The organism is Acinetobacter lwoffii (genome assembly GCF_052078135.1).
GTDB classification, from domain to species: domain Bacteria; phylum Pseudomonadota; class Gammaproteobacteria; order Pseudomonadales; family Moraxellaceae; genus Acinetobacter; species Acinetobacter lwoffii_Z.
Genome location: NZ_JBQGUZ010000001.1, coordinates 244,594 through 271,018, shown reverse-complemented (window position 1 = coordinate 271,018; position 26,425 = coordinate 244,594). Strand labels below are relative to the sequence as shown.

General features: G+C 44.3%; 28 protein-coding genes and 3 tRNA genes. 13 read left to right on the top strand and 18 right to left on the bottom strand.

The genetic code is table 11. The features are described from left to right. A partial coding sequence (locus ACTL4S_RS01265; RefSeq protein WP_441298588.1) for an NAD(P)/FAD-dependent oxidoreductase occupies nucleotides 1-480 on the bottom strand: 480 nt, incomplete at its 3' end. Between the two features lie 186 nt (nucleotides 481-666). On the opposite strand from ACTL4S_RS01265, the gene ACTL4S_RS01260 reads away from it, so the two are divergent. The 5 genes from ACTL4S_RS01260 to ACTL4S_RS01240 all read left to right on the top strand — a co-directional run bounded on the left by ACTL4S_RS01260 (nucleotide 667) and on the right by ACTL4S_RS01240 (nucleotide 5,089). Next, entirely contained in the window at nucleotides 667-1,278 is a 612-nt protein-coding gene (locus ACTL4S_RS01260) for a DUF1285 domain-containing protein (RefSeq protein WP_441298587.1), read from the top strand. A 48-nt stretch (nucleotides 1,279-1,326) separates the two neighbouring features. Continuing rightward, a complete protein-coding gene (gene murI / locus ACTL4S_RS01255; RefSeq protein WP_441298586.1) occupies nucleotides 1,327-2,199 on the top strand; it encodes a glutamate racemase in 873 nt (290 codons plus the stop codon). A gap of 115 nt (nucleotides 2,200-2,314) precedes the next feature. After that, nucleotides 2,315-3,343 carry a DUF4062 domain-containing protein gene (locus ACTL4S_RS01250; RefSeq protein ID WP_114542197.1) on the top strand — a complete coding sequence of 343 codons (1,029 nt, stop codon included), beginning with the start codon at nucleotides 2,315-2,317 and terminating at the stop codon, nucleotides 3,341-3,343. 65 nt (nucleotides 3,344-3,408) lie between these two features. After that, nucleotides 3,409-4,422: a ferrochelatase gene (gene hemH / locus ACTL4S_RS01245; RefSeq protein ID WP_441298585.1), complete on the top strand. Its 1,014-nt coding sequence runs from the start codon at nucleotides 3,409-3,411 to the stop codon at nucleotides 4,420-4,422. A 22-nt stretch (nucleotides 4,423-4,444) separates the two neighbouring features. Beyond that, complete coding sequence (locus ACTL4S_RS01240; RefSeq protein WP_005245863.1) at nucleotides 4,445-5,089, top strand: MBL fold metallo-hydrolase; 645 nt, start codon at nucleotides 4,445-4,447, stop codon at nucleotides 5,087-5,089. Between the two features lie 40 nt (nucleotides 5,090-5,129). On the opposite strand, the gene ACTL4S_RS01235 is transcribed toward ACTL4S_RS01240, so the two are convergent. Beyond that, nucleotides 5,130-5,312, bottom strand: a complete 183-nt coding sequence (locus ACTL4S_RS01235) for a hypothetical protein (protein ID WP_004278555.1) — start codon at nucleotides 5,310-5,312, stop codon at nucleotides 5,130-5,132. A 175-nt stretch (nucleotides 5,313-5,487) separates the two neighbouring features. Continuing rightward, a complete protein-coding gene (locus ACTL4S_RS01230; RefSeq protein WP_004278554.1) occupies nucleotides 5,488-5,661 on the bottom strand; it encodes a DNA gyrase inhibitor YacG in 174 nt (57 codons plus the stop codon). Between the two features lie 84 nt (nucleotides 5,662-5,745). Here ACTL4S_RS01230 and ACTL4S_RS01225 point away from each other — a divergent pair, with 84 nt between their 5' ends. Both ACTL4S_RS01225 and ACTL4S_RS01220 read left to right on the top strand, forming a co-directional pair. Further along, on the top strand, nucleotides 5,746-6,390 hold the full coding sequence (locus tag ACTL4S_RS01225) for a class I SAM-dependent methyltransferase (protein WP_441298591.1): 645 nt from the start codon (nucleotides 5,746-5,748) through the stop codon (nucleotides 6,388-6,390). Between the two features lie 4 nt (nucleotides 6,391-6,394). After that, nucleotides 6,395-7,594 (top strand): TIGR03862 family flavoprotein, encoded by a 1,200-nt coding sequence (locus tag ACTL4S_RS01220; protein WP_441298584.1) that lies wholly within the window; start codon nucleotides 6,395-6,397, stop codon nucleotides 7,592-7,594. A gap of 150 nt (nucleotides 7,595-7,744) precedes the next feature. Here ACTL4S_RS01220 and ACTL4S_RS01215 read toward each other — a convergent pair whose 3' ends face one another. Together ACTL4S_RS01215 and ACTL4S_RS01210 are read right to left on the bottom strand one after the other, a co-directional pair. Further along, on the bottom strand, nucleotides 7,745-8,332 hold the full coding sequence (locus tag ACTL4S_RS01215; protein WP_004647351.1) for a hypothetical protein: 588 nt from the start codon (nucleotides 8,330-8,332) through the stop codon (nucleotides 7,745-7,747). A 15-nt stretch (nucleotides 8,333-8,347) separates the two neighbouring features. Further along, nucleotides 8,348-9,124 carry a class I SAM-dependent methyltransferase gene (locus tag ACTL4S_RS01210; RefSeq protein WP_441298583.1) on the bottom strand — a complete coding sequence of 259 codons (777 nt, stop codon included), beginning with the start codon at nucleotides 9,122-9,124 and terminating at the stop codon, nucleotides 8,348-8,350. A gap of 113 nt (nucleotides 9,125-9,237) precedes the next feature. Here ACTL4S_RS01210 and ACTL4S_RS01205 point away from each other — a divergent pair, with 113 nt between their 5' ends. The 3 genes from ACTL4S_RS01205 to ACTL4S_RS01195 all read left to right on the top strand — a co-directional run bounded on the left by ACTL4S_RS01205 (nucleotide 9,238) and on the right by ACTL4S_RS01195 (nucleotide 11,861). Continuing rightward, the gene (locus ACTL4S_RS01205) at nucleotides 9,238-10,509 is read left to right on the top strand and encodes a hypothetical protein (RefSeq protein ID WP_441298582.1); all 1,272 of its coding nucleotides are present in this window, start codon (nucleotides 9,238-9,240) and stop codon (nucleotides 10,507-10,509) included. A gap of 126 nt (nucleotides 10,510-10,635) precedes the next feature. Next, entirely contained in the window at nucleotides 10,636-10,815 is a 180-nt protein-coding gene (locus tag ACTL4S_RS01200) for a hypothetical protein (RefSeq protein WP_004729374.1), read from the top strand. 89 nt (nucleotides 10,816-10,904) lie between these two features. Further along, nucleotides 10,905-11,861 carry a 2-hydroxyacid dehydrogenase gene (locus ACTL4S_RS01195; protein ID WP_441298581.1) on the top strand — a complete coding sequence of 319 codons (957 nt, stop codon included), beginning with the start codon at nucleotides 10,905-10,907 and terminating at the stop codon, nucleotides 11,859-11,861. A gap of 65 nt (nucleotides 11,862-11,926) precedes the next feature. Here the strand turns inward: ACTL4S_RS01195 and ACTL4S_RS01190 are convergent, their stop codons facing one another. The 5 genes from ACTL4S_RS01190 to glyQ form a co-directional block, all read right to left on the bottom strand. After that, nucleotides 11,927-12,400 carry a hypothetical protein gene (locus ACTL4S_RS01190; RefSeq protein WP_004729377.1) on the bottom strand — a complete coding sequence of 158 codons (474 nt, stop codon included), beginning with the start codon at nucleotides 12,398-12,400 and terminating at the stop codon, nucleotides 11,927-11,929. A 229-nt stretch (nucleotides 12,401-12,629) separates the two neighbouring features. Further along, complete coding sequence (locus ACTL4S_RS01185; RefSeq protein ID WP_004278545.1) at nucleotides 12,630-13,019, bottom strand: hypothetical protein; 390 nt, start codon at nucleotides 13,017-13,019, stop codon at nucleotides 12,630-12,632. A gap of 67 nt (nucleotides 13,020-13,086) precedes the next feature. Further along, nucleotides 13,087-13,923: an OST-HTH/LOTUS domain-containing protein gene (locus tag ACTL4S_RS01180; protein WP_441298580.1), complete on the bottom strand. Its 837-nt coding sequence runs from the start codon at nucleotides 13,921-13,923 to the stop codon at nucleotides 13,087-13,089. A 68-nt stretch (nucleotides 13,924-13,991) separates the two neighbouring features. Continuing rightward, nucleotides 13,992-16,061: a glycine--tRNA ligase subunit beta gene (glyS, locus tag ACTL4S_RS01175; protein ID WP_441298579.1), complete on the bottom strand. Its 2,070-nt coding sequence runs from the start codon at nucleotides 16,059-16,061 to the stop codon at nucleotides 13,992-13,994. Then, nucleotides 16,061-17,044, bottom strand: coding sequence for a glycine--tRNA ligase subunit alpha (glyQ, locus tag ACTL4S_RS01170; protein ID WP_004278542.1), 984 nt, complete (start codon nucleotides 17,042-17,044; stop codon nucleotides 16,061-16,063). Before glyQ ends, glyS begins: the two co-directional genes overlap by 1 nt. A 312-nt stretch (nucleotides 17,045-17,356) precedes the next feature. Between glyQ and ACTL4S_RS01165 the strand changes: the two genes are divergently transcribed. Together ACTL4S_RS01165 and ACTL4S_RS01160 are read left to right on the top strand one after the other, a co-directional pair. Further along, nucleotides 17,357-18,163, top strand: a complete 807-nt coding sequence (locus ACTL4S_RS01165) for a transglutaminase-like domain-containing protein (RefSeq protein ID WP_441298578.1) — start codon at nucleotides 17,357-17,359, stop codon at nucleotides 18,161-18,163. A 245-nt stretch (nucleotides 18,164-18,408) separates the two neighbouring features. Continuing rightward, a complete protein-coding gene (locus ACTL4S_RS01160) occupies nucleotides 18,409-19,518 on the top strand; it encodes an HPP family protein (RefSeq protein WP_224216960.1) in 1,110 nt (369 codons plus the stop codon). A gap of 37 nt (nucleotides 19,519-19,555) precedes the next feature. Here the strand turns inward: ACTL4S_RS01160 and ACTL4S_RS01155 are convergent, their stop codons facing one another. From ACTL4S_RS01155 to ACTL4S_RS01140, 4 genes are all read right to left on the bottom strand, one after another. Continuing rightward, nucleotides 19,556-19,936 carry a hypothetical protein gene (locus ACTL4S_RS01155; protein ID WP_425879040.1) on the bottom strand — a complete coding sequence of 127 codons (381 nt, stop codon included), beginning with the start codon at nucleotides 19,934-19,936 and terminating at the stop codon, nucleotides 19,556-19,558. Nucleotides 19,937-20,151: 215 nt separating this feature from the next. Continuing rightward, a complete protein-coding gene (locus ACTL4S_RS01150; RefSeq protein ID WP_441298577.1) occupies nucleotides 20,152-21,564 on the bottom strand; it encodes an SLC13 family permease in 1,413 nt (470 codons plus the stop codon). A gap of 83 nt (nucleotides 21,565-21,647) precedes the next feature. Beyond that, nucleotides 21,648-22,433 (bottom strand): sulfite exporter TauE/SafE family protein, encoded by a 786-nt coding sequence (locus ACTL4S_RS01145; protein ID WP_441298576.1) that lies wholly within the window; start codon nucleotides 22,431-22,433, stop codon nucleotides 21,648-21,650. Nucleotides 22,434-22,664: 231 nt separating this feature from the next. After that, a complete protein-coding gene (locus ACTL4S_RS01140) occupies nucleotides 22,665-22,940 on the bottom strand; it encodes a PspC domain-containing protein (RefSeq protein ID WP_004278536.1) in 276 nt (91 codons plus the stop codon). Between the two features lie 244 nt (nucleotides 22,941-23,184). On the opposite strand from ACTL4S_RS01140, the gene ACTL4S_RS01135 reads away from it, so the two are divergent. Continuing rightward, a complete protein-coding gene (locus ACTL4S_RS01135; protein WP_441298575.1) occupies nucleotides 23,185-23,874 on the top strand; it encodes a hypothetical protein in 690 nt (229 codons plus the stop codon). Nucleotides 23,875-24,056: 182 nt separating this feature from the next. Here the strand turns inward: ACTL4S_RS01135 and ACTL4S_RS01130 are convergent. The 4 genes from ACTL4S_RS01130 to ACTL4S_RS01115 all read right to left on the bottom strand — a co-directional run bounded on the left by ACTL4S_RS01130 (nucleotide 24,057) and on the right by ACTL4S_RS01115 (nucleotide 26,407). Then, a tRNA-Lys gene (locus tag ACTL4S_RS01130) sits at nucleotides 24,057-24,132 on the bottom strand. Nucleotides 24,133-24,207: 75 nt separating this feature from the next. Next, nucleotides 24,208-24,283 (bottom strand) — tRNA-Lys (locus tag ACTL4S_RS01125). Nucleotides 24,284-24,303: 20 nt separating this feature from the next. Beyond that, nucleotides 24,304-24,379 (bottom strand) — tRNA-Lys (locus tag ACTL4S_RS01120). A 195-nt stretch (nucleotides 24,380-24,574) separates the two neighbouring features. After that, nucleotides 24,575-26,407 carry a long-chain-acyl-CoA synthetase gene (locus tag ACTL4S_RS01115; protein WP_441298590.1) on the bottom strand — a complete coding sequence of 611 codons (1,833 nt, stop codon included), beginning with the start codon at nucleotides 26,405-26,407 and terminating at the stop codon, nucleotides 24,575-24,577. Nucleotides 26,408-26,425: the final 18 nt, after the last annotated feature.

Genomic DNA, 26,425 nt, shown 5'->3' with positions numbered 1-26,425 from the left:
TTGGATGCCTTTGACTGTACCATCGGCATGATACAGAATTTCAGACGCGGCAAAGCCCGGAAAGATCGACACTTCCAGTTCTTCGGCTTTCTGGCCTAACCAGCGCACCACGTTGCCGAGCGAGATGACATAGTTGCCATCGTTATGCATGGTTTTAGGTACCATCCAGTGTGGTGCTTCCTGTGATTTTTCATCTGACAGCAGGAAGAAGGTTTTATCTTCAGTCACTGGGACATTTAGCGGGGCACCCTGTTCTTTCCAGTCCGGGAACAGCTCGTTCATGGCACGCGGTTCAAGTACCGCACCAGACAGAATATGCGCACCGACTTCGGAGCCTTTTTCTACGACACAAACGGACAAATCGTTTAAGTTGTTTTCAATTGCAAGTTGACGGATTTTGATCGCAGCAGAAAGACCCGCAGGGCCTGCGCCTACGATGACGACGTCAAACTCCATCGATTCACGTTCGATGTGTTCCATGTAGGACTCCTCATATTACTATTCGGTGGCAACCATAACCGGATGGTTGGGTGCTGCCATAAGTGTTCTTGGTTCCTAGACACAAAAATGCTGGTGTCTTTGATAATCTGGGCTAGTATAGTTTTAAAGCCGGTTTTAGCCAATTGGCTGAAACATATTATTTTTCCGTCATTAAGGTCTTCTTTTATGGATAAGCCAGTACCCAGCACAAATCCGACGAAAAAAGTAACTTATCCCGATGATAAAAATTTAATGGATATCGCACAATACTTAAAAGATGCACAGGGCAGTCACAAAAGGTCAATTCCTCCTTTGGAGCAATGGCAGCCAAAGCATTGCGGAGCAATGGATCTGAAGGTTTTAGCCAACGGCGAATGGTGGCACGAAGGTCAATTGATCAAGCGTCAGCCGATGATTGACCTGTTTGCAACGGTGCTCTGGAAAGAAAACGATAAATTCTATCTAAAAACACCGGTAGAAATGATTGAAATCGAAGTTGAAGATGAACCTTTATTTGTCAATCAGGTCGATCAGGTTGAGATCAATGGAGTGACTTATCTGCAACTGGGCACGACCACGCAAGACCTGATTATTGTCGATGCTGAACATCCGATCTTCATGCGTGAATATAAAGGTGAACTACGGCCTTATGTGCATGTGCGTTTTGGGATTAATGCCCTGATTCAGCGTGCGGCATTTTTACATCTGGTCGAGATGGGAGAGCTTGATGAAAATCCAGTAGGCGAAACCGTTTTAAGTTTGAAAAGTGGTGATTTAGACTTGCATTTGAGCACCTGAGGTTTAAGCTTGATCGCTAGAAATTTCAAACAAGCTACCTGCAACGTTATGAGCGCTATTCAACCAATTTGCCAGCTATTAGACCCGATGCCCAATGCCACGGCAGATGCGCCGATTGGTATTTTTGACTCAGGCGTAGGCGGCTTGTCAGTCGCCCTGGAAATTGCCCGCCATTTGCCCAATGAGCGCTTTGTCTATTATGCAGATACTGCGCATGTGCCTTATGGCCCGAGAGATGATCAGGAAATTCGTGCCCTGACGGCTCAGGCGATTGAATGGCTGTATCGTCAAGGTTGTAAAGTTGCGGTGGTGGCGTGTAATACCGCTTCCGCTTTTAGTCTGGATTATTTGCGTGACTATTATGGTGAAAACTTTCCGATTATCGGTTTGGTACCCGCGCTTAAACCGGCAGTCCTGAATAGCCAGTCGAAAACTGTGGCGGTATTGGCCACGCCTGCAACCTTCCGCGGCCAGCTGATTAAAGATGTCATTTCCCGTTTTGCCGAACCGGCTCAAGTCAAAGTCCTGCCTGTGACCAGTCTGGATCTGGTGCCTTTTGTTGAGGCTGGAGAGCAGATGAGTGCAGCCTGTATACAGACATTAAAAGAGATTTTACAACCAGTTGTAGATCAGGGCGCTGATTATTTAGTATTAGGATGTACACATTACCCCTTCCTAAAATCGTCAATTCAGTATATTTTTGGTCAAAAGCTGACATTAATTGACTCAGGATTCGCGGTTGCAAGACAAACGGCCCGAATTTTAATTAAAAATGGGTTATTATTTGAGCGTGAATCTAAAGAAAGCGTGAAAATTGAATTAGTGGTGAGTGGGCAGAATGCTGAACAGCTCCGACCGATTTTGCAGCACCTGATTCCGGCCGATTTAAAATGGCAGGTCAGTAATATGAGTGTAGTCTAAAACTCATTTTTATAATTTAAGAAGAAAGATATTTTGATTTTGGGGTGGCCATATTGGGTAAAGAAGCATGTGATAATGCATTTTTACGCAAATGTACAGGAGAAGAGGATAGCCCATGCTGGATAAACGGTACCAAGTGTTCATCTCAACCTCTGGGGCAGAAATGCAACCGGAGCGTATCATTCTGTCTCAAACACTGGTAGGAATGGGGTTTTTCTCGTGGGGACTGGAACAGCGTACACCGCTGAATACTGCATTTGCACGCCGCCAGATTGATGATTGTGATTATGTCGTCATTCTGCTGGGCAGCCAGTATGGGGAGCAGTCGGTATCGGGTGTCGGCTATATGCATCTCGAATATATTTATGCAGTGACCAAGCAAAAACCGATTATTGTGTTTATGCATGATGATCCGGCATCACGTGAAAGTGCATTGCATGATGCCAAACCGGAATTAAAAGAAAAATTTAAGGAATTCCGTCAACTATTACAGCAGGAAGTCGATCAGGTCTTTACTTACCGCAGCCTGCGCGATCTGGAAATGGCAGTGCGTTTTAACATGCCGCAAATGCTGGAGCGCTATCCGGTGACCGGCTGGGTGCGTCCGCAAAATACCCAGGCGCTGCATGACGAGATTGACCAGCTTAAAGCCAAAGTGGCTCAACTGGAACGTGATGGCGGAACTGCAGAAGTTGATCCATTCCTGAGCTTGCCCAAAGTAGCGATGCATGAAATTTTTTCTTTTGAATACCGGATGCATGCTTATCAGGATGGTAACTTCAAGGAAATCAAAGTCCAGAAGAAACTGACTTGGGCGCAATTGTTGGCGTTGCTGGGCTCCACCTTTGTCAATCCGACCCCTGAGGAATTTTTCTCGAAGCGCATGAATGAATATCTGAATGAAACCGGTTTGCAGGATGCACGGGTACAGATGCCGCGTGCACATGCAGTGGCGCGTGCCCAGATGAATATCCGTGCCTTGCATAGTTTAAAAATTCAAATGCGCCAGAATGACTGGATTGTGCCATCCGGTCGTGATGACCGACAGCGCATGCTGTGGCAGATCACGCCAAAAGCGCAAAAATTGCTGGATAGCAGCTTGCTGGATTTAGATCGCACTTTTCAATATAAGTCAGCGTATTAATCCATAGAGAGAATAAATAAAAAGCTGTTAAAGTACAGGGGTTGATATCCTGACGGACGAACTGAATGTATTCTACTGCTAAAGCGAAAGTGACGATTATATTGGCAAACTTGGGCACACCAGATGAGCCTACGATTCCTGCGGTACGCCGTTTCCTCAAGCAGTTTTTATCTGACCAGCGTGTGATTGAAATTCCCAAACCGATCTGGCAAATCATTCTGCGCTTATTCATTTTGCCCTTCCGTCCAAAGCGGGTAGCACAGGCCTATGCGCAAGTATGGGGACAGGATTCGCCGATGCGTGAAATTCTGTTTGAGCAGGTCGCAGCAGTCAAGACGCATCTCACCCAGCTGTATCCGCAGTTTGAGCTGAATGTGGTACCCGCCATGACCTATGGCAATCCCAACATTCAGGATGTCTTGGCACAAGTCTCCGCGCAGCCACAGGAACACGTAATTCTATTTCCCCTGTTTCCCCAATATTCAGCCACGTCGACTGCACCTTTATACGATGCAGTGGCGAAATGGGTGGTTAAACAGCGCAATTTACCCGGTTTGACAGTGATCCGGGATTATTATCAACATCCTTTATTTATCCAGTCGCTGGCTCAAAGTGTACGTGATTATCAGGCAATTCATGGTCAACCAGAGAAATTATTGATGTCTTTCCACGGCATTCCACAGCCTTATGCTGATAAAGGCGATCCTTATGCCGACCGTTGCCGCATCACGGGTAAATTGGTGGCGGAAGCACTAGGTTTAAATGAAGATCAATATGCGATCAGCTTTCAGTCGCGGTTTGGCAAACAGGAGTGGATCAAGCCCTATACCGATGTTTTGCTCGAAGATTGGGCCAAGCAAGGGGTGAAATCAATTCAGGTGATGAGTCCGGCATTTTCCGCGGACTGTCTGGAAACGCTTGAAGAGCTGGCAATCGAAAATGCCGAGACATTTAAAGCACTCGGCGGTGAAAGCTATCGCTATATTCCTGCTTTAAATAGCCGTGAAGATCATTTGCGATTGCTCAACAGTCTGCTCCAGGCTAATCTGGATGCATTGACACAGACACTTGCCCATTAACTTGCCCGAGGTTTTTCACCCCATGTTACAAGTCAAAATTGTTCCAGTTACTGCATTTCAGCAAAACTGTTCGATCGTTTGGGATGCGGACACTAAAGAAGCCATTTTGATTGATGCAGGGGGCGAACCTGAAAAACTCAAAGCTGAAGTTGAAGCGCTGGGTTTAACGGTTAAAGCCTTGTGGCTCACTCATGGCCATCTGGATCATGCGGGTGCGGTGGGTGCATTAAAAAAGGCCTGGAATGTACCGGTAATCGGACCACATAAGGAAGATGCATTCTGGCTTGACATGATTCAAGAAGTTTCGGCACGTTATGGTTTTCCGATTCCGGAAAAAGTTGAAGTGACCCAGTGGCTGGAAGGTGGTGAAGTGCTCAAACTCGGCAATGAGGAGTTCGAAGTGCGTTTTGCTCCAGGCCATACGCCGGGTCACGTGATGTTCTATAACAAAAATTATGACTTGTTATGGACAGGTGATGTCTTGTTCAAAGGCTCAATTGGCCGGACTGATTTCCCGCGTGGCAATCATCAACAGCTCTTAGATTCAATTCAGCGAGAATGTTTCAGCCTGCCAGATGAAACCCAATTCATTTCAGGACATGGACCGATCAGCACCATTGGTTTTGAAAAGCAGCATAATCCTTTTGTTGCAGGTAAAGCGGGTTAAAAGCGTAAATAAAAGACCAATATAGTTTGGTCTTTTATTTTTATTCTGAAAAGGGATTATTGCGAAGTTGTCGCGTTTGCATGTGTATGAGCCAAGCGGCAAAAGCAAAAAGCACACCCAATACAATAAATAAACTATCTTGTTGGAAAATGCCGACTCCCAAAGAAAGAAGTGCAAGTAGACCAACCCCAATTAATATGACTCTTAAAATAATATAACCCATATTATTGCTCTAAAAATAATGTGAAAATTTAGAGTAGAACAATAATACTAAGGCTTTATGAATGATGTTAATTCGTGTTGCTTTATCTAAGTAATTTTATAAAACTCATATGATTTATTTACTTAATTTAGACAAGATTCTGCTTTCAGACAGAATTTTCGACAGGGAAGACATTTTATTCTTCGCTGTTGTCGGCTTGTGGTGCATCCTGAGTAGGCAAACTATATTCTTCATTGGCCCAGGCACCCAGATCAATCATCTTGCAACGTTCTGAGCAAAAAGGACGGAATTCATTATCTTCCCATGTGGTCAGCTTGCCACAGCGCGGACAGTTTAAAGTGGTAGGCATGGGACGACTCCAAAGAAAAATAAAGGTTCGATTAGGCAAATATAGCCGCACTTGTTAGACTTATGCGGTTTTTATTAGTTTGATCTGATTATGCCGATTCGTCAATTTCAAGCACAGCGTATGCATGCGCCCCGTGAGTTTCAAAGCATCAGTCCTGAACCGGTCTGCGTCGAAGTGGGAGCGGGTAAAGGTAAACATGCCTTGTTATTCAGCAAGAACAATCCCGACACTCAACTGATTGCAATTGAACGTACCCGTGAAAAATTTCTGGCAATGCAAAAACAGCATGCTGTTGAGGGTCAAACTAATTTACAAACCGTTCATGCCGATGCTTTACCGTGGATCGTGCATGCACTGTATCCGCAGCAGGTCGAACAATTCTTTATTTTATATCCAAATCCTGAACCGCATAATCCGGCACAGCGCTGGGTCAATATGCCATTTTTTGAGTTTCTGCTTTCACGCCTGAAAACCGGGGGAACGATTACTTTGGCCAGTAATATTCCTGCCTATATCGAAGAAGCAGAAATACAGGTGCGAGAGCTCTGGAAGCTGCCTTTTGTCAAAGAAGTGATTGCTGCAGATTCGGCGCGCACCCATTTTGAAATTAAATATCTGGAACGCGGCGAATTATGCCAGCAACTGATCATCAGCAAGCCTGAAACTTATGTGACACGTTTTGATGATTTCCAGCCTTTGCAAGGGCAGAATGCCACCGTCTCGGAATAATCAGATGAGCAAACGCATTGCTATTGTGGGCGCAGGCCCCGCAGGCTTAATGGCAGCAGAAGTGCTCAGTCAGTTTGATTATGAGCTGCATGTCTATGAGCAGAAACCGTCTGCTGCGCGTAAATTCCTGATGGCAGGCAAAACCGGTCTGAATATTTCCCATGCCGAGCCTGTGCCACAGTTTGTACAACGTTATGATCAGGTGGAGTGGTTGTCACCTTGGATCAAACAGTGGGATGCGCTCTGGATTCAAGACTGGATGAAACAGCTCGGTATAGAACCTTATATCGGTTCGTCTGGCCGGGTATTCCCGACTGAAATGAAAGCCGCGCCCTTGTTGCGTGCCTGGCTCAAGCGTTTGGCCAATGATGGCGTTCAGTTTCATTACCGGCATAAAGTCAGCCAGTTGCAGCAGCAACAGCTAGAGCTGCGTGATCTGAAAAATAATGAACATCGTACTGAATATTTTGATGCCATTATTCTGGCTTGTGGTGCAGTGTCTTGGTCAGCGTTGGGTAGTGATGGTGCATGGCAAGCCTGGTTAAAGCCGGATGAAATTGAGCCTTTCCAGGCCAGTAATGCCGGAGTGGAATATCCCTGGTCTCGATTTATGCAGCCAGTCTTTGGTCAGCCGCTGAAACGTGTTGCAGCATGGTTAGGGCAAGGTGAAAAGACCGTTGGCGATATCGTAATTAGCCATTACGGTCTGGAAAGTGGCCTGATCTATAAGCAGGGTCGGGGTTTACGCGAGCAACTAAAACAGGGGCAGCCGATGCAGCTGCATCTGGACCTCTTCCCAAATCAAAGCATGGAACAGCTTGCGCAAAAATTACAGCCAAGTAAGAAGCAGTCTTTAACTAATGTCTGGCGTAAAGCTGGATTGGACGGTGCCAAGGCGGCCTTAGTACGGGAATTGGTAGCCAAAGCGGTATGGCAAGATGCTGCTGAATTAGCCAAAAAAATTAAACATTTGACCCTTCCACTCACAGGTTTCCGCCCGATTGAAGAGGCAATTAGCTGTGCAGGTGGTGTCAAGCGTGAAGTGTTGTCAGAACATCTACAATTGAAATCTAACCCACATGTATTTCTTTGCGGAGAAATGCTGGACTGGGATGCACCGACCGGCGGTTATCTACTGACAGCCTGTTTTGCCACAGGGCGTGCAGCGGGTGAAGGTGTGCATCAGTTTCTGACAGCAGATTAAGTCATTTTATAGCTAGGATGATCTAGTATTTATACTGAATGCAGACTCAACAGATCCGGCCTTGTTCATTCACGCTGTTTTAAAGCTGCCAGTTCAGCTTAGATTATTTTTGTATTTTATCTAAGCTGTGTGCCAATCTAGCATCCTAGACTATTCCTTCACTTGCCGGGAAGCGGGTTCTTTCTTGGCGAGATCCGGATATTGCGAACGCCAGCGTTCCAGTTGTTCTTGGGCGTGTAGATATTTCCCTAGACCTTTGACATTCTCACTGGCTTCATTCACGGGTGTAGCTTGAGTCTTGGGAGTATTGAGTAATTTGTCCTGATGTTCCCAGTATTGATACATTAAGCCCTGAATATAACGGCCCTGTTCGGTTTTCAGTTCTAAAGCCTTCAACATATTCAATGCTGACTGGACATGATCACGCTGACGTTGCTGGACAAATTCTTCTGTCATATTTTCATCATCGCGCATGCTGTTTAATTCTTTTTCCAAGTCGCTGCTCATTTCCTGAAAGCGCTGTTCATAATCCGTCAATGCAGCAATATCATGCGGATCATCAGCAGTTTTAGGGAAGTCTTTCAGTGGCTCGGTTTTCAGTTCCTGCATGACTTGATCTGAAGCCGTATTATCTGTTGTCGCTTCAGTCGGAGTTTCGGTCGTTTTCTGGTCACATGCCATCAGCAGCATGGCCGCAGCGAACAACAGCGTTCGTGTCATTCCTGGTATTTTATGCATGATCGCCTCCTGTTTTTAATTACTTTTCTTGAACACATAGATATGGGTGACATAAGGAAAATCGATCATTTCCTCTGCGCTTTTGGCTGTATATTGCTGGATGATCTGTTCAAATTGTTGTTTTAACTGTGCCTGCTGCTGTTCAGGCATGGCTGCAATAAAACTAGTCGAGAGCAGCCGCTTGGATACCACCTGCTCGACACTGCCATGCTGTTGCTGGGTCATTGTGGTTTCTGCATAGGGCTGAAATAGCGTTTGCTGTGCAAAGACCTCGCGCCAGGTGCCGCTATGATAGCGCGGCGTATCGCCTTCCAAGGGGGCAATACAATCGGCCAAGGCCTGAACCCAGTCGATCCGAGTATCGCGCTGATTCCAAATTAACACCAGATAACCCTGCGGTTTGAGTACCCGATCTAATTCTTGTAAGGTAGCAGAATCGGCAAACCAGTGAAATGACTGTGCACAAAATACCGCATTCAGGCTATGATCAGGCAGGGGAAGTTGATGGCTAACGCCTTCAAGAGTATGAATGTCCGGATGCGCCTGTTGTAATTGAGCCAGCATTTCCGGGACAGGATCAATCGCGATAATGTGCTTACTGAGCGGGCCTAAATAGGGAATAAACTTGCCGGTGCCACTACCCAAATCCAAAAGATGCACATCTGCAGGCAAAGCCAGCGTTTCACTCAGCCATTGGCTGATTTCTGCCGGATAATCGGGACGCACTTGCTGATAGAGCTCAGCCGACGCACTAAAACCCCGTTTTGCTGCAGGATGTAATGATTGTGTCATATTTTGCGCTTTTTAATCTTTTTGATCGATATAAAATAGCATATTCACTTTTTTGACAGCGTTCATTGACTGAATTGTTGTGGAAGGGTTCGATTTACCAGCATGGGAAAGTTATGGACAAGCAGATTGTTTTTGAAGATGAACATATACGCGCGATTTTTATGCCGGGATCCTCTTCAGAACTGATTTTTTCATTTGGCGATTTGATTACCCGTGCCAAGGGCCTCAACATCAATGCAGAAAAGTCATTGGCGAAATTCGAGTTTAATGTGCTTGGCATTATGCCCAAGCATAAATCCTGGTTTCCGCAAGGTTCCATGTGGAACATGTTGCAAGCCATCGCAGATCTGATTGCGCCGTTTCAGCAGCGTATTGCCTATGGTGGCTCGATGGGTGGCTATGCCGCGATTAAATATTCCCGTGCCTTGGGCGTACAACGGGTGGTGGCGATGGTGCCGCAATATTCGATTGATCCGGAAGATGTACACGATGCCCGCTATAACATGTTCTATCAGCCAGAGCTGAATACAAATATGCGGGTTGCAGCCGAAGATATCGATAATGCCTGCGAATATATTATTATCTATGATCCTTACTGTGCCGAAGATCGGGCCCATTATCTGAAATTAGAGGCGCTGATTCCGCATCATCATGTGCTACATTTGCCTTTTACCGGACATGATGCGATCGCAGTTTTGGCCAGTTCCGAGTTGCTCTATGACTTCTTGGTGCATGAATATGAGCCAAGCTATTTCTATCAGAAAATGCGTCGGGTCAAGAAAAACAGCAAGTTCTATTATCGAAAAGTGATTGAAAATGTCTTGCCACGACACCGCATGGCCTTAGGACACATTCTGAAAAATAACGATCTGCAACTGGATAACCAGTTTTTTGATGCCAGCCAGAAACAGGTAATTTTACGGGAACTGTTACGCAATAAACAGGTTGATCAGCATGACCTGCTCAAACTGGGCATTCATGTGAATTTGCCGCAGGAAAATCGTCAGCTGTTATTGGACCACTATGGACATGGTCTGGTATTTAATGTCATCAGTCATAAAATCGAAAGTTATGCAGAAGGTGCAATTGCCCTGAACCATAAATTTCTGATTCCGATTTATGCCAAAGGTAATGGTTTATTGAGTATTAATCTGAATGATGAACGTTATTTGGTGGTGATGAATGACCGGCATATCATGAAACTGATCAAGGAACAGGATGAGCTTAGTCTGGGCATGCACCCGATTTTAATGAAGCGTTATAGCGATTTTTATATGTTTAGCTATAAGCAGCTGAATCTGAGTACCAATGAGTATGGTGCTGCTGCTTTTATCGACGATAGTGACAAAAATACGCAGTTTGTGACGCACAGTGAGATAAGTTAACTAAAAATTTTTTATAAAAAACAATTACTTGACTTGTGATTAGCTTGGCATAATATAGAGATAAGCGGTATAAATAATAAACCAATTATATCGTTCCCGATGGTTGAAACGAAGAAGGGGATCTCTATGATGCAAGTATGTTTTATCTTCGGTTTGGTTCTACCTAATCTGGCGCATGCAGAAACTGTGCATCCTGCAGTGATCATGGTCAGTGCGTCCATCATCTTTATGATTATTCTGTCTGTGTATGTGGTGTATCGAATTCGCAAGTCACTACGTAATCATATGGATAAACCGCTGGATTAATTGCATCAGGCTGGAAACAGGTTGAAAAGCCTCAATGACTTGTTTTAAATGACAGACATAAATTGTCAAACAGGATTGAGGGAACAGCCATGAAAGCCGTTTATTTAGACTATGCTTCTTTAGACCAGCAGGATTTGGACTTTCAGGCACTGCATGCAGCATTTGATCCACTGGTTTTGTATCCGGCGACCTCGGCTGCCGAGATTGCATCCCGTGTAGCTGATGTCGATGTTATTATTACGAATAAGGTGATGATCGATGCAGCTACGATTCAGCAATGCCCTCAACTCAAACTCATTTTAATCTCTGCAACCGGCACCAATAATGTCGACCTTGCGGCGGCCAAAGCACGCGGGATCGTGGTATGTAACTGTCAGGCCTATGGTACTTCGGCAGTCGCGCAGCATACGATCATGTTAATGTTGAATCTGGCAACTTCATTCCTGTCTTACCAACGTGCGTTACAACAAGGCGAATGGCAAAAAGCCAGCCAGTTCTGTTTGCTGGATGCGCCGATTGTCGAGCTGGCCGGAAAAACATTGGGCATTGTCGGTTATGGCGAACTGGGCCATGCGGTGGCGAAACTGGCCGAAGCCTTTGGCATGAAAGTGCTTATTGCCGCGCTGCCAAATCGTCCGGCGGATGCATCCCGTATCCCATTTACCGAGCTGCTTGCTCAAGTCGATTTTTTAACTTTGCATTGTCCACTCACTGAAGATACCCGACATTTAATCAGTCATGCTGAACTGGAGACAATGAAAAGCAGTGCATTTTTAATTAATTGTGCGCGTGGCGGGATTGTTGATGAAGCGGCATTGGCTGAGGCTCTGCGTGCAGGCAAGATTGCTGGTGCTGCGACCGATGTTTTAACGGTAGAGCCGCCGAAACAGGGCAATGTGTTACTTGATTCAACGATTCCCAACCTGATTGTGACACCGCATAATGCGTGGGGCAGTGTTGATGCACGACAACGGATTGTGGATCAGATGGTGGAAAATGTAGCAGCATTTAAACAGGGTCAGCCGATTCGACAGGTCAATTCATAGATCGCGTCGATACAAGGTAATAGTTTTATTTTCTAAAAATTAAAAAAGCCCATCACGGGCTTTTTTTATAAATCGGTTACCGCATAACTGGTAGCTGATCCTGACTGGGGTTGAGTCTGTGGTGTATTTGGGTTTTGCGTCGCACTCGACTGGCTTAAAGGCTGCTGCACGATAGGTGCCTGTTGTGAATTTCCACGCCAGACTTCTTTGGTCTGCTGGATTTTCTGACCGGTTTGTTGGGCTGCCTGAGTTGCACCCTGATCTACTTTTTGCAGTGTATCAGAGGTTGCAGATTTGGTATTGCTCCAGGCCCGGTCTACCCCCGGCTTGATTTTGGCAATGCCTTTTTCCGTTGCTTCACCGACTTTCTCGGCAGTATTAATCACGCCTTCCTGTGCTTTATAAGCAAAGACATGCAGCAGGTTCGGATTTTCACCATAAGGCTTAACCGGTTTAGCAGACTGAGTCGTGGTTTGTGCAAATGCTGGAACAGAAAGCATCAAAGCTGTCGTTAAAATAATTGGGGTTTTGATATTCATTATGGATCGACCTCGAATTCGTCTAAGTGCGGTCTGAGTTTGTTTTTCAGTGTAACGGATAATTGGTCAAAAACAATGAATATCCTGTGAAGAGTGCAGAGCTTTCAGGTTGATCTGTGCCGAAATATTGTAATTTTTAAAGAAAGGGCAGTAGAAATTAGCCCAAGTGTCGAATTGATTTTTAGCAAAATAAAAGCCCTGTTCTTAGACTAGAAACAAGGCGATCTTTTTAATCACATTGTGTCAGGGCATCTTTGGCGAAATGTTCGCGTAAGCTGACAAAGTTCTTCTGTACCCCTGCATCGTGCAGGTCAAATTTTTGTGCAGTGCTAGTACCGTCGCGCTGGAAAGTCGCTGAGCCGGCATCGATTAGAGTCATACCTTTAAATGACCATTGTTCAATGACACGGTTATTGCCAATATCACCGGTGAATTCAATCACGCATTTGTCGAGGAATTTGGTCAGTTTTGCCTTGTTGTTGGTCGTGGCTGGAACAACTTCGAGGTTTTGAACTTCCTGTAAGACGCCAACCTGAAGTTGTGGGATTTTTGGTGCAGATGTACAAGCTGTAACTGCGATACTCGCAAGACCAGTCAGAATGAGTGTTTTAAATTTCATATGATTCTTTCTTGTTGAGTGTTGTTAGGGTGAGTATAGGGATTTGAATGAAAAATGGCTATAAAAACTAGTTTTCAATTAATTCAAATATCGCTTCACCATTGTTTACCTGAATTAGTATTCTTTCACCTTTAAGTGTAGGTTCGATTTTAAGTAAGAATAGCCCTGTATTAAGAATTAAATCATTAAGATTTTTAAATCCGTATTCCATTTTGATTTTTTGATTAGCATCAGGAAATTTTTTATTAATTGATATACCTACGGTTGTCAGTGAAATCCAACCATCATTTTTTTTATTATTAATGATTAAGCTTTCAATTTCTTTATAAATTTCATCTGCAGGGAAGAGGAAACGTGTTTTAAACAGATTGGATTTTAAAAAATTAATTTGAGTCTCTAAGCTTTTTTGAGCCGTCAAACAATATTGATCAAATTGATCTAAAAAAGGCTTATGCTTTTTCTCCAAAGTTAATAAAAAATCAACAGCTGCTTTGGATTCATCGAGATTGGATAAATTATATTTTTCTTGAAAGTGATGTGTTATGAAATTTCGATCTTTAACAAATTCTTGTAGTTGGCTGTTTAGCTTATGATGACTGTGTTCACATAAATTAAAAGATACTTTCATATCTAGACGAAGAGCATCTTCAGGTTCAGGAATGATCATATCTTCCTCTGAGGGATTCACGAGAAACAATGAGTTTAAAGCTTTTGTAGTTAAACCACCTAATGTTTGATTTTGTACAGATGGTTCTATAATCAGTGGTAGATCATTGGGTTTAGAAATAATAGTTCTATTCATCTTCATGAGGCTTTTTAGCCTCATCTCTATTGTTTGAAAACGAATAAGGTGTTTTCCAAGTAAGGAATAAATTCTTTCTCTAATTTCGTCGATATTTTGCATTCTAAATATATTAAAAAAACCCCACTAATTTATAGCGGGGTTTTCTTTAACTTACAAAAAGTTATGGATTAGTGCTGAAGCACCGAAATATCTGCAACTTTGGTAAACAAGTCACGAAGTTGAGCAAGCATACGTAAACGGTTTGCTTTAAGGTCAGCATCATCAGCCATCACCATGACACCGTCAAAGAATGCATCCACTGGAGCACGAAGGGCAGCAAGTGCAGACAAGGCAGCAGTGTAATCTTTGGCAGCAAATAACGGCTCAACTTGAGGCGCAATTTTAGCAAGTTCAGCGAACAATGCTTTTTCAGCATCTTCAACCAAGTTTGCTTCAACCACAGCACCTTCAGGTGTTGCTTCTTTTGCAAGAATATTCGCAACACGCTTGTTGGCAGCAGCAAGCGCAGCCGCTTCAGGCAAGGCACGGAAGTGGTTGACTGCATTTACACGCTTGTCAAAATCAAGCGGAGATTTTGGTGAAAGCGCTTGAACAGCTTGAATCACATCAACCGCAACGCCTTGGTCTTCGTATTTCGCACGGTAACGACCTTCAAGGAATGCAACAGCATCCGCCAAAGTCTTGTCGTGATCTTTCAATACATCGCCATAAGCAGCAAGTGCAAGTTTGATCAAATCTTCAATTGAAACATCTAGCTCGTTTTCAGTCACAAGACGAAGGATACCAATTGCAGAGCGACGTAGTGCAAACGGGTCTTTCGAACCTGTTGGTGCTTGACCGATACCGAAAATACCTGTGAGCGTGTCTAAACGATCCGCGAGGGCAATGGTTGTACCTGTTTTGGTTTTTGGTAAAACGTCACCAGCGAATTTAGGTAAGTATTGCTCACCTAGAGATTCAGCCACTTCAGCATTTTCGCCTTCAAGACGCGCATAGTAAGTACCCGCGATCCCTTGAAGTTCTGGGAATTCACCCACAAGTTCAGAGGTTAAGTCACATTTTGCAAGAAGCGCCGCTTTTTCAGCATCTTCCGCTTTTGCACCTGTAATAGGCGCAAGTGCTACAGCCAATTTCGCAATACGTTCAGACTTGTTCCAAAGCGTACCCAATTCTGCTTGGAACACCATGTTTGCCAATTTTTCTTTACGAGACGCAAGCGGTTGCTTTTGATCTTGCAAGAAGAAGAATTCAGCATCAGACAAACGTGGACGAACCACTTTCTCGTTACCTTCAATAATTTGTGTCGGGTCTTTCGACTCAATGTTTGACACAGTAATGAAGTACGGTTGCAGTTTGTTGTCTGCATTTACCAAACAGAAGTACTTTTGGTTGTCCTGCATCGTGGTGATCAATGCTTCTTGAGGAACTGCAAGGAAGCGTTCTTCGAAGCTTGCACGAAGCGCAACAGGCCATTCAACCAATGCAGTCACTTCGTCACGAAGATCGCTTGGTACAATCGCAATTGCATTGACTTCATCAGCAAGTGCCTTAACTTGCTGGTCGATGATGGCTTGACGTTCTTCAAATGACGCCACAACGTGAGCTGCTTTTAACTTCGCTAAGTATTCGTCAGCGTGCGTTAAAGTAATTGCTTCTGGCGCGTGGAAACGATGACCGTAAGTGACGTTACCGGCTTTGTGATCTTGAATTGTTGCATCAACCACATCGTTGTCTTTTAACAACACAACCCATTTTACAGGACGCACGAATTCAGTACGGCTAGCAGCAGAACGCATACGTTTTGCGATTGGAAGATTGTCCAAAGCATTTTGTAAAATTTGTGGCAATAAAACGTCAAGGCTTTGACCTTTCACGTCTTTCAAATAGCATACTTTTTCAACTTTACCGGCTTGGAAAGTTGATACTTGATCAACCGTGATGCCTTGACCACGCATAAAGCCTTCAAGTGCTTTCGTCGGGTTGCCTTCAGCATCAAAGGCTGCCTGTTTGGTAGGGCCGTCAAAACGTTTTTGTGTGTCTGCTTGTGCAGCATCAACATTGACAATTTTAAGTGCAAGACGACGAGGTGCTGCATAGGCTTCGATTGAATCAAAAACAAGACCAGCATCTTTTAAGCCTTTTACTGTTTCTGCATGTAAGGCATCACGTAATTTTTTCAGGCTTTTTGGTGGAAGTTCTTCACAACCCAATTCGAACAAAACGGTATGTTTAGACATTATTTGCTCTCCTTGTTTGCTTCTTTCGCTTCTGCTTCAACTTGCGCTTTTAATTGTGCCAACACTTCATCACGTAATGCAGGTTCAGCCATTGGGAAACCAAGTTCCGCACGTGCTGCTACATAGCTGGTCGCAATAGAACGTGCCAATGTACGTACACGTAAAATGTAACGCTGACGTTCAGTCACAGAAATCGCGCCACGCGCATCCAATAAGTTGAAGCTGTGTGATGCTTTCACGACTTGCTCATATGCAGGAAGTGGAAGTTTCGCTTCGATCAAACGTGTTGCTTCAGCTTCGTAGAAATCGAACAATTCAAACATTTTTTCAACGTTGGCATATTCGAAGTTATAGGTCGATTGTTCCACTTCATTTTGATGGAACACATCGCCATAAGTCACCGTACCGAACTGACCTTTGGTCCAAACCAAATCGTAAACTGAGTCTACACCTTGCAAGTACATGGCAAGACGCTCAAGACCATACGTGATTTCGCCAGTCACAGGGTAGCATTCAACACCACCGACTTGCTGGAAGTAAGTGAACTGCGTCACTTCCATGCCATTGAGCCAAACTTCCCAACCTAAGCCCCAAGCGCCCAGTGTTGGAGATTCCCAGTTATCTTCTACGAAACGAATGTCGTGTACCAGTGGGTCAATACCAATCGCTTTTAATGAATCAAGATAAAGCTGCTGGATGTTGTCCGGGTTTGGCTTAAGCACCACCTGGAACTGGTAGTAATGTTGCAAACGGTTCGGGTTTTCACCATAACGGCCATCTTTCGGACGGCGTGATGGTTGGACATAAGCGGCATTCCAGGTTTCAGGACCCAGCGCACGAAGGAAAGTCGCAGTGTGGAATGTCCCTGCACCCATTTCCATATCATAAGGTTGCAAAATGACGCAGCCTTGCTCCGCCCAGTAAGTTTGTAAGGCAAGAATTAAGCCTTGGAAGGTATCAATATGCGATATGGCGCGACTCATGGTCATCCACTTAAAATTAGAGAAAAATTGTGCTCAATTATAAGGACTTTGCAGGGGAGTGGCAAAGGGTTAATGTAGGGATACTTTTCTGAAAAAAATAAAACAGGCTTAAAGGATACGCGGCATTTAGAGGCTTACTGCGATTTTAGCTGTACTGGTCGATATAGGCTGATCTGAAAATCAGGAATAAATCAGATGTATGGCGTGCTGTTCACTGGAGAGTCATAAAGTTCAACGGATCTTATACGATTGTCGTTCTTAAATTAGTTTAATATTCACGCAATATAATAATGCTTAAAAATAAGGAACTTCATGACTACTTACCAAATTCAATGCCATTTAAAATACAAGGTCGTGCAACCGACAGAATTTATTTTTATGCTTCAGGCGGCACATCATCCTGATCAGAATATTCTCGAAGAACAACTCAGCTTTAATCTGCCCGTAGCATGGCATGAATTCCAGGATACTCAGCATCAAAACCGTCATGTTCGGCTACAGGTCGAACCCTGTGAGGCTTTTGAGCTGAATTATACGGCGACAGTGGTTCGTCAACCGAGCCTCTCTCTGGAGCTACAGCAAGGTCTGAAAGAAGTAGCCATTCCTAAGCTGCCCGATGAAGTATTACCTTATTTGCTGGCCAGCCGTTATTGTAATTCAGATTTATTGCTGGAAATGGCGAAACGCTCATTTGGCTGGATGACACCGGGCTATACGCGTGTCAAGGCGATTGAACAGTGGATTTATAACAATATTTTTTATGTGTCTGGCAGTTCCGACCAGTTTACCACTGCCACAGATGTACTAGTGCATCGTGCAGGCGTATGCCGTGACTTTGCCCATTTAGGCATTGCGCTGTGCCGTGCCTTGGGAATTCCGGCACGCATGGTGGTCGGTTATGTGGAAATTGAAAAGTTTTTACCCGATTTTCATGCCATTTTTGAAGCGTATTTAGACGGTGGCTGGGTGCAGTTTGATCCAACCCGTTTGGCTCCGGTCGAAAATCTCATTCGGATCGGCACTGGAGTCGATGCCGGAGATGTGGCATTTTCAACTTATTATGGTCAGGTCGAACTGTTAAAAATCCGGCCTCTGATTCAACCTGAAATGAGCCAGTAGGTTGTTTTAAAAATTTTTTGAACAACGATTTAAGCAGCATGGTAAAAAGGATTTTTCTATGCAAATGACTATCGGTGATGAAGTGATCATTCTATAAAAAGCAGGATGAATGTTTTAACCTGAGTGAAATATTGTTTTAAAAAGCATGTATTCGCGAATGGTGAAAAGATGTAAAACACAGATGCCTTTCATCGGGCTTGGTTCTATAATGCCCAAAATCTATAAACAATAAGATCAGGCGCACTGTGTTTCACTCCCATCTCGACTGGCTCAATACCTTAAAACCGAATTTCAAAGTCCTTCCACTTAAAGACCGTCTGCTCTGCGGAGCTGGAGCACTATTGGGTTTGGTCGTCTCGTCTTTGCTGAGTTTATGGATTCTGGGGGATTTTGAAGCCTGGTATATTGCTCCGATGGGCGCATCCTCGGTATTGCTGTTTGCGGTGCCGGCCAGTCCTCTAGCACAGCCCTGGAATATTCTGGTCGGGAATACCATTGCTGCGGTGATTGGCGTGAGTTGCGCTATATTCATAGTTAATCCGACCGAAGCCTTTAGTGTAGCTGTGGCCTTGGCGATCGTTCTGATGATGACCACAGATTCCCTGCATCCACCGAGTGGCGCCGTGGCCATTACCGCAGTGCTGGGCGGCCAGCCGGTGCATGAACTCGGTTATGCCTTTGTATTTTATCCGGTACTACTCAATTCAATTTTACTGATGGTAATTGCCATTGTCTTTAACCGGATGATTGGCAAGGATTATCCGCAGCAAGCTCAACTAAATACTCGTTCCAAGGATCCGACGCCGACCCAGAAAGTCACCATTCAACCACAGGATATTCAGGAAGTGCTGGATCAGCGCACCGAGTTGCTGGATATCAGTGAATATGACCTGCAAAAAATCATTCTGGAGGCACAAAACCGCGCCAATGCGCGTGCGGTGCATGAATTTAGCTGCCAAGATATTATGACGAAGGATGTAGCAACCCTGCATGAAAATGATGATATCCAGCACGCATTGGACAAGTTCAAGCAAATGAACCTGATGAGCCTGCCCGTCGTTAATGCCGATGAACAACTGGTCGGTACACTGGCAATGTATCAGGTGGTGGAATGGTTCAAGCGCGCGGCTGATGTCCGTAGCAGCTGGGAGCATCAGGTCAAACATATCATGACCCGTAAGGTAATTACGGTGCAGCCTTTACAACCCATTCAGGATCTGGTGCCGTATTTTGTCGAGCGTTCGTTCAACTATATTCCGGTGGTAAGCGAGCAGCAATTGGTGGGAATTATCAGTCGGGCAGATATGATTGCCGCACTGAATCAGGAGCTGAATCATTTTAAAATGAAAGTTTAAAACCGAATTAAAACGGAATTTAACAGAGCATGTGTGATCAACTCTGGTCAGCTTGCCGGCTGAGAAAACTGTAAAATAGTGCCATCGGCAGGGAAAAACACAGCAGAAACAAAAAATGGGAACTAAAATTTTCACTTGAAGGATGCGAGATATAGGCCAGAATCAGGGTTCCCAGTACGCAGCTCATTAAAATCGTGATGATATTAAACAGTTGATAATGGCGTAGCAGCAGGTGAGTCACCAATAGGAAAGGGAAGATCATCATCCAGTAAGTCAGGCAGACAAAAAAGCTAATAAAAAGCGCTGAAAACAGGCTCTTGAAAATGGAGAAAATCCCATAGCTGGCTTCATGAAATAGCGCATAAGGGAATAAAATTACAGCTATGATCAGAGGTGCAAGCGCGAGGTTAAATGTCATTTTCCAAGGGGAATTCTGGATCGGTTGAGAGATTAAGTGAAATATCCTGTCCACTATCTATCTGCTACTTTTTGATGTTTTTAATATAGGGACTTTATCATTGTTAAATGCATATCATTTTTCGATGAGAGAAAGATTCAACATATAGGCGATTAATACGACAAAGCACACCGGAGTGTGCTTTGTGGATGGTGTGATGCTTAAAACTTTAATGATTAAATAAAGAACCAGTAAATAAACAGTGAAATAATAAAGATACACATGATATTCAGTACAAAACCGACTTTCATCATTTCGCTTTGCTGGATATGACCGGTTCCAAAAACAATCGCATTTGGCGGGGTAGCAACCGGCAGCATAAAGGCACATGAGGCACCAATACCAATGACAATCACCAGAATTTCTTTGGGCATGCCCATCTGATCCGCAATCGCGGCAAATACTGGTACCAGCAAGGCAGCTGAAGCGGTATTACTGGTAAATTCAGTCAGGAAGATAATAAAAGTAGCGACTACAAAAATAATCATCAGCGGGGAGGTATCACCAAAGGCATTGGCCAGAGTTTGACCCAGTACCAGCGAACTGCCTGAATCCTTTAGAATGGCACTCAAGGTCAGACCACCACCAAATAGATATAACACCCCCCAATCAGTATTTTCTGCAATCTGTTTCCAGCTTGCGGTACCCAGAATCACAACCATACAGGCAGCCGAAATTGCAATCCAGGTATCCGGCTGGGAAATACCAAAAATTTCAGTGAATTTTTTACTGAAAATCCAGGCAATTGCAGTACAAAGAAAGAGGATCATGGTGGCTATACGGGTGCTGGTCCAAGGAATATCTTCGGTCGCAAATTGTATTTTATGATTCAGTTTCGGACGTAGTACCAGATATAAACTGACCAGCATGGCAGGAAGAATAATGAACATCATCGGCAAGCCGATTTTCATCCAGTCGGCAAAATCATAGCCGAGGGCCTTGGCGGCAATGGCATTCGGAGGGGAACCGACCATGGTGCCCAGTCCGCCAATACTGGCCGAATAGGCAATGCCGAGCAGGATAAAGACAAAAGTTTTACGATCCTTGCTGACATCCAGATGTGAAAGCAAACCCAGAGCCAAAGGCAGCATCATGGCAGCAGTCGCCGTATTGGAAATCCACATGGACAGAAGCGCTGTCACCACAAAAATCGCTAGTACAGAAATACCCAGATGCCCTCTGGACATAGAGATGATCCACATGGCAATTTTCCGGTCCAGTTTCTGGATATGCAACGCCGTTGCTAGCGCAAAACCACCAAAAAACAGGAAAATGACAGGATCGGCAAAAGTGGCCAAAGCGGCTTGCGTGGTAATCGGAACCAGTTCTTCACCAGAGGCCATTGGCATGGTCAGTAATACTGCCATCACAGGGACGAGTAAAGCTGTAATCGTGATATGAATGGCTTCAGTCAGCCATAAAATACCGATAAAGGCTAAAAGTGCCAGTCCTTTATTGGCATTCTGGTCATAGGGCAGGTAAAGATATAAGCCATAGGCTACAATGGCTGCGACAAGAATAAGAATCCAGCCTTTAAGCAGCCCTTTGGGCATGGCATTGGTCGGGGTAGCTAGGTTGGTCTGAGTCATATGCTCTCCTTGCAAGGTGTTTATTTACGTCATTTTTATATGCCAGCTTTGAATTTGTAATTTTGATTTGTTTAAAAAATATCCTATTTAAAGATACTATAACCAGATTGTTGCAATAATCCAGCACTTTGCCAGAGAGCATACAAGCCCAAACCCAGAAGTAAAGCCAGGACAATCCATTTGAAGTGCTGCTGAGATAAACGATGGCGTATTTTGCCTCCAATCCAGACACCAGCAAGGGCGAATAAGCTTATCCCGATCAGAATATGCTGTTGATGGGTTTCCAGTGTGATCAGAATTGGAAACAGTAAAACCAGCTGGATCAGTTTACCGGCAATGAAATTGAGATTACTGATAATGACAATATCTGTTTTAGAGAGTTGGCAACTCATCAGATACATCATCAGAAAAGGTGCCATGGCATTGGTTGCACCTCCAATAATGCCGGCCAGTAAACCAAAACAGAGCATGCTGGAAATATGCGGACTAACTTGTAAGGGGCGTGCCCGTAACTGGTCCAAGACATAAAATATAATTACCAGACCCAATAACAGTTTTAAATAAGCCTCATTTAGCCAAAGTAATAGCTTGACCCCGAGTACACTGCCGACCAGGCTACTAAGCATTAATGGCCAATAACGTTTTATATAATAGCCAATACTATTCAACAGGCTATGCGCAGGGTCAGCATTCAGCATGATCAGATTCAGCAGCAGACAGGGCAGCATGACAAGGGTAACCGCGATGCTAAGCGGATATGCGCTGGACAGAACAGCCGTACTCATCATAGGAAAGCCAAAGCCGCTTAAACCATGCAGCAGGGCTGCGACGGCACAGAGCCACAGCATCATCCATTCTGCCTGAGTCATGTGAAATCCATTTCAAAAATTGGAATCTTGAACTTATCGTGAATTCAACTGAGAAAGAAAGTGAAAAGCTGTAATACAGCAAAGAAATAACAAAAAATATAGGCAAAAAAAAGCCACGATAACTTGGGGAAATTACCGTGGCATCAAAATTTCATCCCATTTAACCGGGGTGAAAGAGGAAGCTCTGCGATGAAACTGGTTAAGAACGCTTGTTAAAAATGACTGTACAGCTTAATAGCGTTTATCCTGATTCACTGTACGCACAGGATTTTGATAGCCCTGAGGTTGATGAACGCTGTCATGATCAATTCTGTACTGTTTTTTCGGCATGATTAACCACAACACCAGATAGACCAAAATACCCGGGAATGCGGCACTCATGATTGAAATCACCACAAAAATCAGACGTAATAAATTTGCGTTCCAACCAAAACGTTCAGCAATACCACCCATCACACCTGCAATCATGTTTGAGCGGTTAGAGCGATATAAACCAACATTGGCCATTAAAATCTCCTGATTAAAAATAGGTTTGAATCCTAAAACTGGATCCATACTTAAAGAAATGGAGTTTACTTAAACTTTTTAAAGTGCTGATTACAAATAAAATCGTTAAGTAATGTTAATAAAGATTAAAACCAGATCTAAGAGCTACTAACATAGTGAAAATTCTATTGAACTCTTGTGTAAAGTTCATCAGCTTTGCTGTGTTCTTTTTGCTCGCCATGTTTCCTATTTAGGTTTGTTAAAAATGAAATTGGATGTATCACGTTGTACATTAAGCAGTTTTTTTAAATGTAGCCTGATGTTGGGGAGTGTGGTGATTTTGCAAGCCTGTGATCAGCAGCAAGTCAAACCTGAAGGGGAAAGTCAGGCGACCTCAGAAGAGGGCGTTAAAATTTCCACTGCCAATACGAAGGCCGATGTAGTGACTGTCAGCGCCAAATCCTTAACTCAGGTCGCAGGGCAGGCGACTGTTCCGGTAGAAGCTGATTTAAACCCTCGCACTGTGCCAGAGGATGCTAAAGCATTTATTGGCCGCTATCATACTGAAATCGATTGTGATGGCCGCTTTGCGCCTTGTACTGAAGGTAAGGCAGAATTTATTTTGACTCTAATGCCGGACGGTACGGTGCATCGCAGTATTTTACAGTATGGGAAGGTATTTATTGATAATACCAAAAGCAGCACCGCTCACAATATCACCTACCGTAAAGACCGCTGGTTTATCAATCCTGAGCGTACCGATATAGTAGTGAATCGTAAAGAAGGGGCGAGCTTTTACTATAAGATTAAAGATTCAAATCACTTAGTCATGAATCTGGAAAAAATCTATAGTGAAAAGGAAAAAACCAACCGGGAATTATTTGATCGTGGCTATCCGGCACCTTCAAAAGCCTATGAACTGGTCAAAGACACATCCTTTCATATTCAAGAATAATGCCCGATAATAATCGGCTGATCTGGTCGAAAGCTTAATTCAAATACTATTTAGATTAGACAATAAAGGCAAGTTGCGGGAACGCGTGAACATAAAATCTGGATGCAGAAATACACGACCAAAACATCGCAATTTAATTAAAATATAATAAGGGAAATCAGAGAAACATTCTAAGGAAAGAATGGTGGGTCGTCCGCGATTCGAACGCGGGACCAACGGATTAAAAGTCCGCTGCTCTACCAGCTGAGCTAACGACCCCGAGGAATAAAAATGATGATGACCATTTTTATGACGCAAAAGTGTGGTGTACTTTTACGTGATCCTTTCGGAAGATGGTGGGTCGTCCGCGATTCGAACGCGGGACCAACGGATTAAAAGTCCGCTGCTCTACCAGCTGAGCTAACGACCCATCAAGGGATATCAAATAAGTGGTGGGTCGTCCGCGATTCGAACGCGGGACCAACGGATTAAAAGTCCGCTGCTCTACCAGCTGAGCTAACGACCCCGAACTATTATTCAAACTAGGTTTGAATATGCAGTGCAAGTCAAGCTAAATAGCTTAAAGCACCACTTTGTTTGATGGAGCGTATTGTAGCAAGATCTCATTTCAGCGCAAGCAAAAAATAACAAAGTTGCCCATGTTTGATTATAAATACAACAATTATGCTTTATCTAAACAAAAAATAGGCAACTTCAGTACTTAGAAGCGATATTGATAGGCTTGGATATTGGCAAAAATATCTGCGGTGAGCTCGGAATACGCCGTTGCACCTGGCAATAAGACCAGCAGGCGTTCATCGGTTTTACTCGGATCAAATGCTTGCTCTTTCAATTTATTTTTCTGGTATTTAAAGGTGCCTGTAGTTTCGACCTGCTGTTGTAAGCGTAAAAATACCGGTACCGCATAAGCCGGTAAGCATTTTTTAAAGCAAGCGGTCATAGCTGCCAAATCTGCATCATTTAATTCTAGATCGGGTTTTAGGGTAATCGCGGCCATGCCGGCACGACCATTGGTATTGGGAATTTCTACGCCATACACCACTGCTTCAACGATTTTGTCATACTCGATCAGCATGTTTTCCACTTCAGTTGTAGAAACATTTTCCCCTTTCCAGCGGAAAGTATCACCCAGACGATCGACAAACTGCGCATGACGGAAGCCGATATTGCGCACCAGATCTCCGGTATTGAAGTAAGCATCACCTTGGGTAAATACATCCTGCATGATGACTGACTTGTTTTTTTCCGGATCGGTATAGCCATCAAAGGGTGAACGGCGGGTAATTTTACCAATTAATAAACCAGTTTCGCCTTTTTTCACCCGTTTGCAATGGCCTTTAGCGTCCCGTACCGGCTCATTTTTATCTTTATCAAAGGCAATAATCGCATACGGTGTGGGTGAGAAACCGACGGTATTGTCAAAATTGAAAATATTGCTAAAACCGACATTGCCTTCACTAGAGGCATACAGTTCCAGCACTTCCTGAATGCCAAAACGGGATTTAAATTTATCCCAGATATTTGGGCGCATGCCATTCCCAATCATCTTGGTCACGCGGTGACCTTTTTCTAGTTCAGATGGGGGAGCATCCATCAGATAGCGGCACAACTCACCGACATAACCAATCGCAGAGGCATCAAATTTTTGCACATCCTTCCAGAAAGAAGAGGTCGAAAATTTACGGCGAATAGCCAGGGTGCTGCTCCCTGCAATGACACCGCACCAGCACACCACCATGCCTGTGGCATGATAAAGCGGCAGGGTACAGTACATCACATCATCTTTATTGAGATTCAGCACATGCCCATAGGTGCCATAAGCCAGCGTCCAGCGACCATTGGTAAAGATCACCGCTTTAGGTAGACCCGTGGTGCCCGAGGTGTAAATATAGAACAGCCCGTCTTTGCCCTGTACCGAATGAGTAGTTGATGGATTGAATTTGGGAGCAAGATCGGTTTTTTCAGCCAGGTTGATAAAGCCTTCAGGCGCCTGACCCGGATCGGCTTGAGTGTTTTGATCTGCAAACCAGTGCAGGCGGTCACTGCTAATATTCAGGTCATTACGAATCTCGTTGACTGCATGACGACACTCTTCACCCACAATCAGGGCAATCGGTTTGACCAGATTGATACTGTGCGTCAGCACCTTGCCGACTTGAGAGGTATTGACCAGAGCGGTGGTCACACCCAGTTTAGCCAGACCAATCACGCTGGCAATCAGCTCAGGGCGGTTCTCGACCATGACAGCAACAACATCACCTTTCTTGGCGCCCAAGGATAGATAGAAATGGGCAATCTGGTTGGCCCAGGCATTGAGAGCAGCATAGCTATAGCTTTGCTCTTCAAAACGCAAGGCAATGCCTTCCGGGTTGCGCTTGGTGGCTTTTTCAAAAGCCAGACCCAGGCCGGCCGGTGTGTTCGGAGTACGTAAATATGCCTGTCTTAGACCAGTGAGCAAATTGGGCACTTTGGTCAAAAAAGCCGGGATTTTGGCAGCGATATCTGCAATCCCAATCAGATCGTGTGGTTTCATTTGGGTCATGAGAATCCT